The sequence below is a fragment of the Ruegeria sp. BI11 genome, assembly GCF_056538005.1.
Genome location: NZ_JBQFSM010000002.1, coordinates 491,592 through 507,702 on the forward strand (window position 1 = coordinate 491,592; position 16,111 = coordinate 507,702).

Annotated in this window: 13 protein-coding genes; 8 read left to right on the plus strand and 5 right to left on the minus strand. The window is 57.8% G+C overall.

Annotated elements, in window-relative coordinates; genetic code table 11:
* Positions 1-214: 214 nt before the first annotated feature.
* The 8 genes from cobS (at position 215) to ACR0DT_RS07290 (ending at position 8,568) form a co-directional block, all read left to right on the plus strand.
* Complete coding sequence (gene cobS, locus ACR0DT_RS07255) at positions 215-1,201, plus strand: cobaltochelatase subunit CobS (protein ID WP_480710065.1); 987 nt, start codon at positions 215-217, stop codon at positions 1,199-1,201.
* A gap of 241 nt (positions 1,202-1,442) precedes the next feature.
* Complete coding sequence (locus ACR0DT_RS07260; RefSeq protein ID WP_480710066.1) at positions 1,443-2,018, plus strand: hypothetical protein; 576 nt, start codon at positions 1,443-1,445, stop codon at positions 2,016-2,018.
* 60 nt (positions 2,019-2,078) lie between these two features.
* On the plus strand, positions 2,079-3,956 hold the full coding sequence (gene cobT, locus ACR0DT_RS07265; RefSeq protein ID WP_480710067.1) for a cobaltochelatase subunit CobT: 1,878 nt from the start codon (positions 2,079-2,081) through the stop codon (positions 3,954-3,956).
* A gap of 74 nt (positions 3,957-4,030) precedes the next feature.
* Entirely contained in the window at positions 4,031-5,812 is a 1,782-nt protein-coding gene (locus tag ACR0DT_RS07270; protein ID WP_480710068.1) for an aminopeptidase P family protein, read from the plus strand.
* A 60-nt stretch (positions 5,813-5,872) separates the two neighbouring features.
* The gene (locus ACR0DT_RS07275; protein WP_480710069.1) at positions 5,873-6,214 is read left to right on the plus strand and encodes a DUF427 domain-containing protein; all 342 of its coding nucleotides are present in this window, start codon (positions 5,873-5,875) and stop codon (positions 6,212-6,214) included.
* 85 nt (positions 6,215-6,299) lie between these two features.
* Positions 6,300-6,476, plus strand: coding sequence for a hypothetical protein (locus tag ACR0DT_RS07280; protein ID WP_480710070.1), 177 nt, complete (start codon positions 6,300-6,302; stop codon positions 6,474-6,476).
* Positions 6,477-6,599: 123 nt separating this feature from the next.
* Complete coding sequence (locus ACR0DT_RS07285; RefSeq protein ID WP_480710071.1) at positions 6,600-7,049, plus strand: hypothetical protein; 450 nt, start codon at positions 6,600-6,602, stop codon at positions 7,047-7,049.
* Positions 7,050-7,203: 154 nt separating this feature from the next.
* Complete coding sequence (locus ACR0DT_RS07290; RefSeq protein ID WP_480710072.1) at positions 7,204-8,568, plus strand: DUF3179 domain-containing protein; 1,365 nt, start codon at positions 7,204-7,206, stop codon at positions 8,566-8,568.
* Here ACR0DT_RS07290 and ACR0DT_RS07295 read toward each other — a convergent pair.
* The 5 genes from ACR0DT_RS07295 to ftsZ all read right to left on the minus strand — a co-directional run bounded on the left by ACR0DT_RS07295 (position 8,565) and on the right by ftsZ (position 15,762).
* Positions 8,565-10,250 carry a chloride channel protein gene (locus ACR0DT_RS07295; RefSeq protein ID WP_480710073.1) on the minus strand — a complete coding sequence of 562 codons (1,686 nt, stop codon included), beginning with the start codon at positions 10,248-10,250 and terminating at the stop codon, positions 8,565-8,567. The two genes, ACR0DT_RS07290 and ACR0DT_RS07295, sit on opposite strands and share 4 nt — an antisense overlap.
* A 100-nt stretch (positions 10,251-10,350) precedes the next feature.
* On the minus strand, positions 10,351-12,000 hold the full coding sequence (gene recN, locus ACR0DT_RS07300; protein ID WP_480710074.1) for a DNA repair protein RecN: 1,650 nt from the start codon (positions 11,998-12,000) through the stop codon (positions 10,351-10,353).
* A 35-nt stretch (positions 12,001-12,035) separates the two neighbouring features.
* Positions 12,036-12,878 (minus strand): outer membrane protein assembly factor BamD, encoded by an 843-nt coding sequence (locus tag ACR0DT_RS07305; RefSeq protein ID WP_480710075.1) that lies wholly within the window; start codon positions 12,876-12,878, stop codon positions 12,036-12,038.
* Positions 12,879-13,005: 127 nt separating this feature from the next.
* Positions 13,006-13,926, minus strand: coding sequence for a UDP-3-O-acyl-N-acetylglucosamine deacetylase (lpxC, locus tag ACR0DT_RS07310; RefSeq protein ID WP_480710076.1), 921 nt, complete (start codon positions 13,924-13,926; stop codon positions 13,006-13,008).
* Positions 13,927-14,139: 213 nt separating this feature from the next.
* Positions 14,140-15,762 carry a cell division protein FtsZ gene (ftsZ, locus tag ACR0DT_RS07315; RefSeq protein ID WP_480710077.1) on the minus strand — a complete coding sequence of 541 codons (1,623 nt, stop codon included), beginning with the start codon at positions 15,760-15,762 and terminating at the stop codon, positions 14,140-14,142.
* Positions 15,763-16,111: the final 349 nt, after the last annotated feature.

The following is a 16,111-nucleotide window of genomic DNA, read 5'->3' on the forward strand; positions in this document are numbered from 1 at the left end:
GATATTTGTATTTGATTGAGAATATTCTTCCTTACAAGCGCCCTCCTCGATCGCCTTAGCTATCTGTGCGCTTTCATCCCAATAAGGCCAGTTTCGAAGAAACATCCTCTCAGCCTCCGCGCGGCGCCTCTTTCCCTTGCCCTTCCCGGCAATATGTTGCACCACACACGGGTTCAAACCCGGCAAAACGGGCCAAAGGATAAGGACAAGGCGAATGGCTGACGGATCGATTGATATCAACGCAAAACCCACCGAAGAGATCTCGGTTCGGGACGTATTCGGCATTGATACCGATATGGCGGTCAAAGGCTTTGCAGAACGCAGCGATCGCGTTCCGGCCATCGACCCTACCTACAAGTTTGATCCGGAAACCACGCTGGCCATTCTCGCAGGCTTTTCTCATAACCGCCGGGTTATGATTCAAGGCTATCACGGCACCGGTAAATCGACCCATATCGAACAGGTTGCCGCCCGCCTGAACTGGCCCGCCGTTCGTGTGAACCTGGACAGCCACATCAGCCGGATCGACCTGATCGGTAAAGACGCGATCAAACTGCGTGACGGCAAACAGGTCACAGAATTCCACGAGGGCATCCTGCCCTGGGCCCTACGCAACCCCGTCGCCATCGTGTTCGACGAGTACGATGCGGGCCGCGCCGACGTGATGTTCGTGATCCAGCGCGTGCTGGAACATGACGGCAAGCTGACCCTGCTGGACCAGAACGAGATCATCACGCCGAACCCGAATTTCCGTCTGTTTGCCACTGCGAACACCGTGGGTTTGGGTGACACCACCGGCCTGTATCACGGCACGCAACAGATCAACCAGGCGCAGATGGACCGTTGGTCGCTGGTCTCGACCCTGAACTATCTGAGCCACGACGCCGAGACGATGATCGTTCTGTCCAAAACGCCGCATTACAACACCGCAGAAGGCCGCAAAAAAGTCAGCCAGATGGTGACCGTCGCCGATCTGACCCGGACCGCTTTCATGAACGGCGACCTGTCGACTGTGATGAGCCCGCGGACAGTAATCAACTGGGCCCAAAACGCCGAGATCTTCCGCGATGTGGGCTATGCATTCCGCCTGTCCTTCCTGAACAAATGTGACGAACTGGAACGCCAGACCGTTGCCGAGTTTTATCAACGTTGCTTTGACGAGGAACTGCCAGAAAGCGCAGCGAGCGTAAGCTTGGGATAGGTCTGTGGGCAAATCGAAATTCAAATTATTTTCGTTTGGCCGAAAATCCACGGCAAAAGCATCTGCCGCCCCTGGCATAGCCCACCCCAGACCAAAGCTCGTCTCTTTCGCAGATGGGAAATTCGCGGCTAGACGCCCAGTCTTTCAAAAGAAAGCCGAAGCGTCTGGCTTTTTCTCAACTGTCAACGTTCACAGCATTGAATCGCTTCCAGCGGACTTCCGTGCGGCTCACGGGGATTACATGGCGCGAACGGCTCGTGGCTTGGGGTATTGGATTTGGAAACCAGTTGTCATCCTCGATGCCTTAAACAATGCGGCCCCTGGAGAAACGGTAGTCTACTTGGACGGAGGATTCAGCCTCAACCCAAGCGCTGCCATCCGGTTTCAGGAATATGTTGAGATCGCGCAAAGCCATGACAGCGGAATGTTGTCCTTCATGAACGTGTTAACGGAAAACATGTGGACAAAGGCGGATTTGTTCGACGAACTTGGTGTTCCCTTGGACAGCCCCGACGCAAAGATCAGCCAGTTCGGGTCGGGTCTGCTGGTTCTGGTGAACACAAAAAGTATTCGGGATATGGTACAGCAGTGGTGCGACTTGGCCGTCAAAGACAATTACCGTTTTTCCGATGACTCCCCCTCAATTGCCCCTAATCATCCAAACTTTCAGGAACATCGCCATGACCAGAGCATCGCAAGCCTCTTGCGCAAGGCGCATGGTACGGCCGTCACGCACTACGAAGTGCAAAGCTATGAAGACAAATTCGACGCGTTTCAGGACATGCTGCCAGCATGGGCCACGCGGTCACGCAAGTAGAAATGATTGCGCGCAAAAGAATACATTTGCCCTGCACGCGCTGAATGTGAGAATGGCGAAATGAAGAAACCCAACGACAACCCCGCTGATCCGTTCAAAAAGGCGCTGGCCGAAGCCACCAAGGTCATGGCCGATGATCCCGAGTTGAACGTTTCTTACACGGTCGACCCCTCGGGCCTGTCGGGCGAGTCCATGCGATTGCCTCAGGTTTCCCGAAGGATGACGCGTGAAGAAGTTCTGCTGGCCCGTGGCACGGCGGATGCACTGGCACTGCAGCGCAAATATCATGACGACGCAACCCATGCGCGCTATGCCCCACCGGGGGATTTGGCGCGTGATCTGTACGAGGCAATGGAAACCGCCCGCTGCGAGGCGATGGGTGCGCGGGATATGCCCGGCACGGCCTCGAACATTGACGTCAAGATCAAGCATGAGGCACTGCGGCGCGGTTACGATCAATGTACGCAACCAGCCGATACTCCGCTGCCCGTGGCGGCAGGGTACCTGATCCGTCATCTGGCCACCGGGCGTGACCTGCCTCCGGCGGCGGCCAACGTCATGAATCTGTGGCGCGGGTTTATCGAGGAACAGGCCGGCGGCGTACTGGAAAACCTTGAGGATGTTCTCTCGGATCAAGCGGAATTTGCCAAGTTCGCTCGTCAGATGATCAAGGATCTGGGTTACGGCGACCAACTGGGTGAAGACCCGGATGAGTTGGACGACGAACAGGAAGATCAGGCCGAAGAAAACGCCGAGGAACAGCAAGACCCAGACAGCACCGGGCAGGATGATCAGGAAGAACAGGACGCCGACGCCTCTCCTGAACAAACGCAGGAAGAACAGCAGGACCAATCTCAGGCGCAAGTCTCGATGGATGAGATGGCCGAGGATGAGATGGGCGATGAGGCAGAGATGCCCGAAGGCGAGGCTCCGCTGGAACCCCCTGCCCCTCAGCCGGCGTCGGAGGCTGATCCAGACTACAAGGTTTATCTGAACACCTATGACGAAGAGATCGCCGCCGAAGATCTGGCCGAACCGGCCGAGCTGGAACGGCTGCGGGCATATCTGGATCAGCAGTTAGAGCCGCTGAAAGGTGCCGTCAGCCGTTTGGCCAACAAGCTGCAGCGCCGTTTGCAGGCTCAACAAAACCGCAGCTGGGAGTTCGACCGCGAGGAAGGCATTCTGGATGCGGGCCGCCTAGCACGTGTTGTGGCAAACCCTACCACGCCGCTGAGCTTCAAGGTCGAGAAAGACACCGAATTCCGTGACACAGTGGTGACGCTGCTGCTGGACAACTCAGGGTCGATGCGTGGGCGTCCGATTTCCATCGCAGCGATCTGTGCAGATGTTCTGGCGCGGACGCTGGAGCGGTGCAATGTGAAGGTCGAGATTCTGGGCTTTACCACCCGCGCCTGGAAAGGTGGTCAGGCGCGCGAGGCATGGTTGAACGACGGCCGCCCGCAACAGCCCGGACGTCTGAACGACCTGCGCCACATTATCTATAAAGGTGCGGATGCCCCATGGCGGCGCGCACGCCCCAATCTGGGTCTGATGATGAAAGAGGGGCTGCTGAAGGAGAACATCGACGGCGAGGCGCTGGAATGGGCGCACCGCCGGATGTTGGCACGACGCGAGGCACGCAAGATCCTGATGGTGATTTCGGATGGCGCGCCAGTTGACGATTCAACACTGAGCGTCAACCCCGCGAATTATCTGGAAAAACACCTGCGCGACGTGATCGCGATGGTGGAGAAACGCAAAGCTGTGGAGCTGCTGGCCATCGGCATCGGTCACGACGTCACCCGCTATTACGACCGGGCGGTGACAATCACTGATGTCGAGCAACTGGCAGGCGCGATGACCGAGCAACTGGCGGCCTTGTTCGACAGTGATCCACGTGCACGCGCGCGGGTGATGGGGATGAAAAGGGTCAGCTAACGCTGGCCTTGCCTCACGCCAAAGTATTTTCCAAAAAGAACAAGGGGTGAAACCCCGTTTGGGAGAGGTATGTGATGTTTCAGTCCTTTGAGGTAACGGCACGCCCGGAACAGGGGCCGCCCCGTCTGGCTGCTCTGCGGGATGAGATTGCGAACGAAGGCCTAAACGGGTTTCTTATCCCACGCGCAGACGCGCATCAGGGCGAGTACGTGGCCCCTCGGGACGAGAGGTTGGCATGGCTGACGGGCTTCACCGGATCCGCAGGGTTTTGCGCCGTGCTGCCGGATGTGGCGGGTGTGTTCGTCGACGGCCGCTATCGAACCCAAGCCAAAGCACAGGTCGCCGCAGAATTTACCCCGGTCCCATGGCCCGAAGTAAGCCTGAGCGTCTGGTTGAAAGAGCACCTACCCGATGGCGGTAAGGTGGGGTTTGACCCTTGGCTGCACGCGGCAGGTCAGATCGCAAGCGTGCAGAAAGAGCTAGCCAAAAGCGGCATCGAACTGGTGCGCTGTGACAATCTAGTGGATCGCGTGTGGGCAGATCAGCCCGCTGCACCGATGAACCCAGTCAAGGCGCATCCGATTGATTTTGCGGGTGAAACAGCAGACAGTAAAATCAAACGCCTGACCGAAGCCCTGCACGAAGCACATTGCGCGGCAGCGGTGATCACGCTGCCGGATTCGATCATGTGGCTGCTGAACATTCGCGGCTCGGATATCGGATACAACCCAGTGGCGCATGGTTTTACCATTTTGCATGCCGATGGCCGGGTGGATTTGTTCATGGACCAGGAAAAACTGTCGGAACCATTGGGGGATCAAGTTTCGGTCCATGCCCCCGAGGCGTTTCTGGACGCCGTCACTTCGCTTGAGGGAAACGTTCAGGTCGATCTTGGAACGCTACCGCAGGCCGTGGCGGATGTGCTACAAGACCAGATTGTGGATGACGGCGATCCCTGTGCCTTGCCCAAGGCCTGCAAGAATGCAGCCGAAATCGCTGGCAGCGCCGAAGCGCATCTGCGCGATGCAGCGGCCGTCATCGAGACACTATGCTGGCTGGACGCGCAAACCCCGGGCACCCTGACCGAGACGCAGGTTGTTACCCGGCTGGAGGAAAACCGGCGCAAGGACAATGCGCTGCAGGATATCTCGTTCGATACGATCGCCGGCACTGGCCCGAATGGCGCGATTATGCACTACCGTGTCACCGAAGAGACCGACAGCCGCCTTGAAGACGGTCATATTTTAGTTCTGGACAGTGGCGGGCAATATCTGGACGGCACCACTGACATTACCCGAACCATCGCCATCGGTGAGGTTGGAGAGGAAGAAAAAGCGTGCTTTACTCGCGTGTTGAAGGGCATGATTAACCTGTCCATGCTGCGCTGGCCCGTGGGTTTAGCCGGGCGTGACATCGAGTGTATCGCGCGTATCCCCCTGTGGGCTGCAGGTCAGGATTTCAACCACGGCGTTGGGCACGGCGTTGGCGCCTACCTGAGCGTGCATGAAGGCCCCCAACGTCTGTCGAAAGTCAGCCATGTGCCGCTGCAACCGGGCATGATCCTGTCCAACGAACCGGGCTATTACCGCGAAGGCGCGTTTGGTATCCGCATTGAAAACCTTGTGGTCGTGCAAGAGGCCCCGGCCCTGCCCGGCGGTGACGCGGAACGCGCCATGCTGAACTGGAGAACACTGACCTATGTCCCGATCGACAGACGACTGATCGTGACCGACATGTTGACGTCTGCCGAGCGTGACTGGCTGAACACCTATCACCGCGACGTTGCGGAAAAACTGCGCTCAAGGCTGGGCGATGACGCACAACTGTGGTTGGATGCCGCAACTGCGCCGATCTGACATACACCTGTCACGTAGACAGAGTAGTTGAGCGGCCCAAAACAGGACGAGGGAAGAAAAATGGTTGAGATCACGATCCGCAAAGCTCCGGGCAAATGGAGCGTCCGTTCCGGTGGTGCCGTACTGGGCGAAAGTACTGGCGCGCTGGAACTGGCCGAAGGCGATCTGACTCCCGTGATCTATTTCCCCCGCACCGATATCGCGATGGCCTTTCTGGACAGCACCGACAAGGTCACCCATTGCCCGCATAAAGGAGAAGCCTCGCATTTCTCGATCGTCAACAAATCCTCAGTGACAGAAAACGCCGCGTGGAGCTATGAAAACCCCGTCCCAGCCATGGCCGAGATCAAAGGTTATGTTGCGTTCTATCCGGTCGACTCGGTGAAGGTTGAGCAGATCTGATTGGGCTCTGAATTGAAGGCTTCACGGCCATCAAGGCCTAGTCAAACGCAAATTTACATCCTGCCCACCGCAGATATGAGGCGCAATGAGCAAAAAACCGGTGCCAATTCTCCTGCCAGACTTCTGCGCGAAAAAGGAAACGTCGCTGGGCGAAATTACCTGGCAGTTTGGTGTATTTCTTAGCGATTTGGAAAAAGCCGGAATTGGCTGGCACCAGTTCCCTGAAGACTTTCAGGAAATCGGCACCCTGAATACGGCGTGAGGCGGTTTAAGTAGCAATGGCGCAAGAACAAGTCTTCGCAATTTGGTTGTTCTTGAGGGGATTGAGTTCACGCGCGCCTTTCTGACGACCGCCGACAAGGGTGCAAAGCGGCTGAATTGGTCTATGCAGAACAATCCTTTTCTCGCCGAACTCGAATGGCTTGACCTTTTTGGAGACAAGGCTGCTGAGTTGCTGGACGACTACGACAAACGCCTTCACCTTTTGAATGCGGTAGAAGCGGCTTATTCCAGCGCACAAAGGTTGCATGACGTTCACCGGAAATCAGTTCTGGACCCGCTGTCAGATGACATCAGAAAGCGAGTTCTGAGGGCTTTAGAGGTCACTGAAGAAACTGAATGGGGTGGTGCCAACAATCACGTACTGAGAGTCGCGACATATGTTCTTTCGCACCCGGGCCTGGAATTTGTGCCAATTAACAAAGACAGTGATGAGCCACGCGCAATTTGGAACGCGCGTGTAAAGGACTGCGCGGAAGCGATCCGGAAGGATACATCCTTCTTTAACCGACTGCCCATTGTAAACAAGCTCCGCAACCGCAAGGGCATGCACTAGACAAATATGTTTCTACGCTTAACGCCCTCACCCCAGGAAAATAACACGTTTAGCCAATGAGCTGAACCTGCGCCCTTTCTCCGTTCACGCACCTGTTGCATGCAAGTGATCAACACACAGTGCAAACTAGACATGGACACCACCGGAGGATGCCATGTCGATCACCCGCCGCAGTTTCACTGGAATGATAGCCGCGACCGCGATTCCCGGCGCATTGTCAGCACAGCAGGACCCTGTACTTGAGGCCATCAGGTCCACTTTGTATGGCGGCAAAGCTGATTTCGATCAGGGCATGGCCTTTCTGGTGCAACGCGGCAATCCGGACGTGGTTCCAGCGCTGTTAACTGGGTTGAGGTTTGCACATCGGCGCACCGATGAAATCGCCGAAGTCATGCAAACTCTGACCAGTCAGAACATCGGCACCGACTGGTTCGACTGGATGTTATGGCAGGAAAAGAACCCGCAACTGGTCCCGCACCCCTCGTTGATCCCGTTCAAGCGTGAAGTACTGCTGAGCATCGACCCGAATTTCGACGACTTCCTGCGTCCGGAATACCTTCAGCGGGACAAGATGAAAATCCGGCTGGAGGAGATCACATGGGGCGGCGTGCGCAAGGACGGCATCCCCTCGCTGGATAATCCAACACTGATCCAGGCTCCCAGTGCCAGCTATTTAAAAAACGATGATCTGGTTTTTGGCATCTCGATCAACGGGGATGAGCGCGCCTATCCACTGCGGATCATGGGGTGGCATGAGATGTTCAACGAGGTGATCGGCGGGGTCCCGGTGGCGCTGGCCTATTGCACGTTGTGCGGGTCGGGTATCCTGTTCGAAACGCAAGTGGCTGGGCGGCGAAAGCCGCTTATTTTCGGCTCATCAGGCTTCCTGTATCGCTCCAACAAGTTAATGTTTGATCGCGAGACGCATTCGTTGTGGAACCAATACACTGGCAAACCGGTCGTCGGACCGCTGGTCAACAGCGGGATTGAGCTAAAGCAGCGCCCGGTCGTGATTACTACATGGGAAAGCTGGAAGACCTCACATCCCGGCACGCGCGTTCTGTCGCTGAAGACCGGTCACAGACGCAACTATGGCTCCGGCGTGGTGTATCGCGAATATTTCGCCTCGTCCGAACTGATGTTCCCGGCATTGGTTGATCAATCCTCGCACCGACAGAAAGACTATGTCTTCGCCATCCGCCAATTTGGCGCAGCGCGGGCGTGGCCCTTGGATGCGTTTACCAAGACACACGTGATCAATGACGCAATTGCCAACCGGCCGCTGGTTCTGATCGGCAACTCAGACAAGCGCGCGGTTCGAGCGTTTGAACGTGGTTCGCACCGGTTCACCGCGTCCGATGGTGGTCTGGTGGATCAGAATGGTCGGAAATGGACCGTAACCGAAGAGGCGCTGATCGGTCCTGACGGAACTCGGTTGCCGCGAGTGGCCGGACATATCTCTTACTGGTTTGCCTGGGACAATTATCTGGGTGACGCGGCAACGGTGTACGGCGGTTAAGAATGTTCCTCGGCGGCTGTGGCCGCCAGCGCCCGGTTATAGGCCTTGAGCGCATCGATATGGAAAAGCGCGCCAACCGGAGATTCCTTACCCTCATCGTCTATCACCACGACCGGAATACAGGGGATGTCGTCGTGATCGAAATAGGGCATTGCGGCCTCCAGCGTGGCGCTAGCATGTACGCATAACCCTTGTTCAATCAATTCCTGAGCCTTTTCTTTGGTGATCGAACGCGGATCTCCGATCGGGCGCATCACTGCTCCGGTACGCAGCATAGCCAGCAAATAAGCCTGCGGCCCGGCGGCCAGGTGAACATCGCGCCGTTCCAACTGAGTCAGGAAGAACGAACGGTCCACAAGGCGCGAGGCTAGCGCGGTGGACATCGAAACCGAGACCATCACGGCGATCCCGATCTGCCAATCTCCGGTCAGTTCAAACACGATCATCGTGGTGGAAATCGGCGCGCCCAGCACTGCGGCAGCTACGGCACCCATGCCGGCAAAGGCATAGAGTGTGTGGGTCCCCGATACATCCGGCAGCAGCCCCGTGGCGATCAGGCCAAAGGCCAGGCCCGTCAGCGCGCCGATCATCAACGACGGCGAAAACACTCCGCCGCCCATACGCCCGCCCATGGTAATGGCCAGCGCAACCGTTTTGATCACGGCAAACAGGATTGCGACGGTCAGGGTCAGGTCACCAGTCAGGGCGCGGATCGTCGTCTCGTAACCGACCCCGATGATATGCGGAAACCAGATCGCCAGCAGGCCCAGCATCGCACCGGAAACCGCTGGGCGCAGCCAACGCGGCAGTGACAGGCGGCTTTGGATGTGGTTGCCAAAATCCTCGGCAAAAAAGATAGAGCGCATCAGCAACAAAGACACCAATCCACAGATCAAACCCAGGATCAGGAATGCTGGCAGTTCGACGTAGAATTGTAGGGAACCAGGGGTTTCCAGAACAAACTCGGTCACATCTCCATATTCCAGACGGTTGATCACCGTCCCCGCGACCGAGGCGATAACGATGGGCGCAAAAGCATGCACCGCAAAGTGGCGCAGTACGACCTCAAGCGCGAATAATGCACCTGCGATAGGAGAATTGAAACTGGCCGACACTGCCGCTGCGACAGCGCAACCCAACAGGTCGCGGCCTGTGATACCATCTGCGTGGATACGGTCGCTGACCCAAGTCGATATCACCCCGGCCATATGCACCACAGGGCCCTCCCGCCCCGTCGACCCGCCGGTGCTGAGCGTGATCAGCGAGGCAAAGAACGAGGCGATCCCCGCCTTTCCTTCGACGCGGCCATTGGTTAGCGCTGCACCTTCGATCACGTCTGCAACCGAGCGCACACGCCCGTCATCGGTGAATTTGTTTAGGATTACACCAACAATTAGGCCGCCGATGATCGGCGTGATCAGAATCAGGAACCATGGCAGTTTTTCAGCATGGCTGTGCAAAAGCAGGATATCGTCTGTGTCGTAAACATAGGCCTGCAGCGCCCTGATCGCCTTGCGGAACCCCAGCGCCATGAACCCTGCTGCAATCCCAATCGCCAACGCAATGAACCAGAACTGTATCTGGCTGGGCCCACGCCTCAACATCACCCGCCATGCGTCTTTCATCGCGGCCAGAGCCTGATTGAGCTGGTTACGCAGAACGGTGCGGGTCGTTTGGGTCATTGGCTCTCGGGGATCAAGGTTTGTTCCTTAGTAAGCCACAGAGCCCCTTGATAAAAGTGGGATCGCGACGGTGTGAAACCCTGAAAGCGGCAGATTTACTTCAGGCGTCCAATAAGGCGCGTGCGGCGGCGCGCGCCTCGTCCGTGATGGTGTCCCCGGCGACCATCCGTGCAATTTCATCCACGCGGTCAGGGTCAGCCAGCGGGACGACAGTGGACAAGGTCTGCCCGTCGGTTACTTGTTTCTGCACGCGCCAATGGTGCGCCGCACGGGCCGCGACCTGCGGCGAGTGCGTTACCACCAGAACCTGCCCGCCTTGCGCCAGCAACGCCAGACGGCGGCCCACCGCATCCGCAGTGGCCCCCCCGACGCCCCGATCAATTTCATCAAAGATCATGGTGCGGGCGCTGTCATCCCCGGTCAGACACACCTTGAGAGCCAGTAGAAAGCGGCTGAGTTCCCCGCCCGAAGCGATCTTGTTCAGTGGGCCAGAGGGTGCACCCGGGTTGGTGGCGACGGTGAAAGCCACGGCATCGGTGCCCTCGGGGCCCGGTTCGGCAGAGGTGATTTCGGTTTGAAATACCGCGCGCTCCATCTTCAGAGGCGCAAGCTCGGCCATCACGGCGGCATCCAACTGCCCGGCCGCCTGTTGGCGCAAAGTACTGAGGGCGGCGGCGGCTTTGTTGTAAGCCTCTTGCGCAGCCTCGACTGCAACACGCTTGTCCGCCAGATCGGCATCACCGGCGTCTAACCGATTCAGACGAACACGCAGCGTATCTGCAAAAGTACCCAAATCGTCAGGCGCCACATCATGTTTGCGGGCCAACGCGCGGATTGCAAACAGGCGTTCCTCGGCAGCCTCAAGCTCTGCCGGGTTGAAATCCAACGCCTGAAGGCAGGCGTTCACCCCGTCTTGCGCCTCACCCAATTCAATCAAGGCACGCCCCAATGCGGCAATCGGGCCTTCAAGCTGCCCGCCCGCATTATCGGAAACGCCCTCCAACCAGCGCACTGCGTCAGACATCGTGCCCTCAGCTCCGTCGCCGCCCAGCAGGTCGTATGCGCGGGCAACATCATCGCGAATCCGTTCCGCCCCCTGCATCATGCGCCGACGGGCATCCAACTCAGCATCCTCGCCAGCCTGCGGATCCAACTTGTCCAACTCGGCAACGGCGTGACGTAGAAATTCCTCTTCGGCGCGCATGGCGGCCAAAGTCGCCTCGGTCTCGGCCAGCGCGTTCCGAACACGGGACATGTGCGTCCACGCCGCGCGCACCTGCGCCAGAAGGTCGCTCGCCGCAGCATAGTCATCCAGCATCGCCCGATGCCCGCGCGGGTTCAGCAATCCCCGGTCATCATGCTGGCCATGTAGTTCAATCAGCGTCTCGGACAGTGTGCGCAGCACCTCGCCCGAACAGCGTCGGTCATTGACCCAAGCTGTCTTGCGCCCTTCAGCCGTGTTGACCCTACGCAGGATCAATTCCACGCCGCCGGGCAGGCCAGCCTCGGCCAGAACCGCATGAGCGGGGTGTCCTTCAGGCAGCTCGAACTCGGCTACGACTTCACCCTGCGCGGCACCCTGCCGGACTAGTTCGGCACGCCCACGCCAACCCAGGACAAAGCCTAGAGAATCTAATAAGATAGACTTCCCCGCGCCAGTCTCGCCGGTCAACGCGTTCAGGCCCGGCTGAAACGTCAGTTCCAGCCGGTCGATAATCAGCATGTCGCGGATATCAAGGGCGCGCAGCATCGGGTCTTAGCGTCCCACGCCTTTAACCATGGCGATTACAACCACTCACCTTTGATCGTCTGGCGGTAAATCTGGCTCAGCCAGTTATTGCCACGGCTCTTCAGCTCCAGCCCGCGCGAGGTCAGCAGGGAATAGCCCGCGTCGTACCATTCCGACGACTGATAGTTGTAACCCAGAATGGCCCCGGCTGATTGCGCCTCATCCACCAAACCCAGAGATAGATAGGCCTCGATCAAACGATAAAGCGCCTCGGCGGTGTGCGTCGTAGTCTGGAAATCCTCAACCACAACACGGAACCGATTGATAGCTGCCGTATAGTGATCCTGACGCAGATAATAACGCCCGATCTCCATTTCCTTCCCAGCAAGATGGTCGAAGGCCAGATCGAATTTCAGAACCGCCGAGGTGGCGTATTCGCTGTCGGGATAAACCTCGATCACCGTGCGCAGGGATTGCAGCGCCTGAAAAGTCAGCCCCTGATCACGGCCAACCTCGTCAATCTGGTCATAATAGCTGAGCGCTAGAAGATACTGCGCATAAGCGGCATCTTCGTCCGTCGGGTAAAAATCAATATAGCGCTGCGCAGCCGCCCGGCTTTCTTCGTAGTTCTTGTCCGTGTGGAACGAGAACGCTTGCATGATCAACGCGCGTTTTGCCCAGTCGGAATAAGGGTACAAGCGCTCGACTTCCGAGAAGTACCACGCCGCATCATCCGATCGATTCTGCGACAGCTCAAACTCGCCGCGCGTGTAGATCTGTTCTGGCGTAAAGCCTTCCAGGTTCTGATCGCGGTCTGCGCCCGAATTGCCGCATGCCGTCAAAACTGCTGTCAGAAGAATCGCCCCTGCGAATCTGACTGCCGCTTTGGTGCCAACCATTCCGCCTATCCTTGTCGTATTGCTTGTGGGGGCAAGCCCCGGACTGGCCCTTGGTTTAGCATATATAATTCCGGGGCAAAACGCCTTAGTACGCTAGCTGGCGGAAATGTCGGCAGAGTTGATCCAATCAGGCAACTTCGGGAATTTCGTCCCAGATCAGGCCCTGGCCCGGCAGGCGTGCAGCTTGCTCAGGTGTACACAGGACCGGACGCACCGCGCCGGGCGTTTCGAATAGTTTGCGCAGCAATGTATTGGTCATCGCATGACCGGATTTGTCACCGGTGAAGTGGCCCAGAATCGGCCCCCCTGCCAGATAGAGATCGCCCAGAGCATCCAGCATCTTGTGACGGACCGCCTCATCCGCGTGGCGGAAGCCACCAGGGGTCAGCACTTCGTTACCCTGAACCACAACAGCGTTTTCCAGCGTTCCACCCAGTGCCAAACCGTTTTCACGCATCGCTTCGACATCTGTGCGGCGGCAGAACGTGCGGCAATCGCTGAGTTCCCGCGCGAAGGAACCATTACGCATGTCCAGCGTTTTGGTTTGGCTACCAATCGCGCTGTCTTCGAAATCAATGTGGAAGTCGATTATCAACCCGTCCGCAGGCGCAATCGCCGCACTTGCGCCTTCGCGCGTGGCAATGACAGGTTTCAGAACTTCAAATGCAAGAACAGGGCTGGCCTGACGGCGCACACCCTTGGCCATGATGCCGCGCACGAAATCAATCGACGACCCATCCATGATCGGAACTTCGGGGCCATCAATCTCGATCAGCGCATTGTGCACGCCGCAGCCAGCCAGTGCGGCCATTATGTGTTCGATGGTTGATACCGAAACACCTGCGTCATTCACTAGACGGGTACAAAGCGGTGTCCGCTCGACCACATCGTAAATAGCGGGGATCAACGCATTGCCCAGCTCGATATCCGTCCGTTTGAACCAGATGCCGTGACCGGCGGCTGCCGGTTTCAGGATCATCGTCGCCGGTTTGCCGCTGTGCAGCCCGACGCCTGTAAACGTGATCGGAGATTTGAGCGTATGTTGCAAGGTGAACCTCGGAGAGTGATGTCCGGCCTTTTCGGTCCGTGTTGGACACTCACCTAAGGAAGCAAGCGTCAAGGCTCAACTCACTCTTTGTAACTGATTGAAACATGAATGTAACAGATCGGCAAAAGCCTGCTTACATGCGTTTAAAGCCATGTATTAAAAAAGAAAAGGGCCGCCAAATGGCGACCCCAATTCGTTAATTTGTTACCGAGATCAGTTGGCCTGACGGCGCAGGAAGGCGGGAATTTCAATCCGATCCTGCTCAGGATCGGCTTCCTCATGCGCAGGTGCCGTAGCGTCAGCTTGGCGCATCGGGGGCTGCTGACGTACCGGTTGAGCCGGTGTGTCTGCGGCGTGGCCTGTCATCCGGTCGATCAGGCGGTTAAAGCCGAAACGGGGACGATCCTGAGCATCCTCTTGCGGCGCAGGTGCTGGTTGCGGCGCCTGTGTGCGTGCAGCTGCATGGGCACGTTCAGATGCGGGGACATTCTGAACAGCGGCTTGCAAACGCTGCAACGCTTCTGGCGACGGTGTACCAGCTGCGTGCTGCGGCTGCGGTGCAACGAAACTTTCCGGAGCGGGTTCGACCGGTTCCGGTGTCGGCTCAAATTCAGCCACGCGTGGCTGATAAGCCGGGGGCGGCAAACCATCGTCGTCACGCTCTGTCCGCGGTTGGAACTGCGGCTGCGAAGGCTCCTCTGTCGATTCGAACAAGGAAGGCTCACGGTTCACTTCAGGCTGCGGAGCGGGTTCTGTCACTTCGGCCACAGCAGCGGGCGTCTCTTCCTGCTGCGCCTCTTCTGCAGATACGGTGCGGGTCAGCGGCTCTGACATTGAGCGGCGCGCAACCGGTACATCGACAGGTTTTTCACTGGCGTCGATGCCAGTGGCAACAACCGACACACGCATGCCGCCTTCCATGGCGGTATCCAGGGTCGAACCGACGATGATATTGGCCTCGGGATCCACTTCCTCGCGGATGCGGTTCGCGGCTTCGTCCAGCTCGAACAGGGTCAGGTCGTGCGAGCCGGTAATGTTGATCAGCACGCCCTTGGCGCCTTTGAGGCTGATTTCGTCCAGCAACGGGTTGGCAATCGCCTTCTCGGCGGCCTGAACCGCGCGATCTTCGCCGGTGGCCTCGCCAGTGCCCATCATCGCCTTGCCCATCTCGTCCATCACGGCACGAACATCGGCAAAGTCGAGGTTGATAAGGCCAGGACGGACCATCAGGTCAGTCACACCTTTGACGCCCTGATACAGAACGTCGTCTGCCATCGAGAACGCCTCGGTAAACGTGGTCTTTTCGTTGGCCAGACGGAACAGATTCTGGTTCGGGATGATGATCAGGGTGTCGACAACCCGTTGCAGCGCCTCGACGCCGTCTTCGGCCTGACGCATCCGCTTGGCACCTTCGAACTGGAAGGGTTTGGTGACGACGCCGACGGTCAGAACACCCAACTCCCGCGCGGCCTGCGCGATGATCGGAGCCGCACCCGTACCAGTGCCGCCGCCCATTCCGGCCGTGATAAAACACATATGCGCGCCGGCCAGATGATCGACGATCTGCTCGATGCTTTCTTCGGCGGCTGCTGCACCCACGGTCGGACGGGCCCCTGCCCCCAGACCTTCAGTTACCTTAACGCCCAGTTGCACCCGCGCCGAGGACTGGCTTTGCTGCAGCGCCTGCGCGTCGGTGTTAGCGACGACAAAATCTACGCCGTCCAGCTGTTTCTCAATCATGTTGTTGACAGCGTTACCGCCCGCACCACCAACGCCAAATACTGTAATCCGAGGCTTCAGTTCGTCGTGCCCGGGCATCGAAAGATTCAATGTCATGCTCTGTCCGCCTGTTTTATTGACCCGCCAAAGCGGTGTTTTTCTTACCTATCCGCTTACAATCCTACCGGTCGAATCCACAAACGTCACGCCAAAAATCGCTGATTCCTACAAAATATGGAGGAAATAAGGCAGCTGACTGCGGTATTTTGCATTCATTGCCAGATGTTGCGGAATGAACTCAATCCACCACAAAGCCTACGGCACCTGCGCCGCGACCAACATGCTCGCCACCCAAAGGGAATCATCGATTTTAAAGATGCGGAAAACTGCTCTGGTCCTGCCGCGGGGCCTCTGACGGGCCTTGTGGATATCTTGCGGGATATGGCTGCCACCTGCAACCCATTTC

Excerpts from the sequence above, each read along its gene's own strand:
- ACR0DT_RS07260 (WP_480710066.1), top strand. The coding sequence starts at position 1,443 with ATGGCGCGAACGGCTCGTGGCTTGGGGTATTGGATTTGGAAACCAGTT.
- ACR0DT_RS07275 (WP_480710069.1), top strand. The coding sequence starts at position 5,873 with ATGGTTGAGATCACGATCCGCAAAGCTCCGGGCAAATGGAGCGTCCGT.
- ACR0DT_RS07290 (WP_480710072.1), top strand. The coding sequence starts at position 7,204 with ATGTCGATCACCCGCCGCAGTTTCACTGGAATGATAGCCGCGACCGCG.
- ftsZ (WP_480710077.1), bottom strand. The coding sequence starts at position 15,762 with ATGACATTGAATCTTTCGATGCCCGGGCACGACGAACTGAAGCCTCGG.
- cobT (WP_480710067.1), top strand. The coding sequence starts at position 2,079 with ATGAAGAAACCCAACGACAACCCCGCTGATCCGTTCAAAAAGGCGCTG.
- ACR0DT_RS07285 (WP_480710071.1), top strand. The coding sequence starts at position 6,600 with ATGCAGAACAATCCTTTTCTCGCCGAACTCGAATGGCTTGACCTTTTT.
- cobS (WP_480710065.1), top strand. The coding sequence starts at position 215 with ATGGCTGACGGATCGATTGATATCAACGCAAAACCCACCGAAGAGATC.
- recN (WP_480710074.1), bottom strand. The coding sequence starts at position 12,000 with ATGCTGCGCGCCCTTGATATCCGCGACATGCTGATTATCGACCGGCTG.
- ACR0DT_RS07305 (WP_480710075.1), bottom strand. The coding sequence starts at position 12,878 with ATGGTTGGCACCAAAGCGGCAGTCAGATTCGCAGGGGCGATTCTTCTG.
- ACR0DT_RS07280 (WP_480710070.1), top strand. The coding sequence starts at position 6,300 with ATGAGCAAAAAACCGGTGCCAATTCTCCTGCCAGACTTCTGCGCGAAA.
- ACR0DT_RS07270 (WP_480710068.1), top strand. The coding sequence starts at position 4,031 with ATGTTTCAGTCCTTTGAGGTAACGGCACGCCCGGAACAGGGGCCGCCC.
- ACR0DT_RS07295 (WP_480710073.1), bottom strand. The coding sequence starts at position 10,250 with ATGACCCAAACGACCCGCACCGTTCTGCGTAACCAGCTCAATCAGGCT.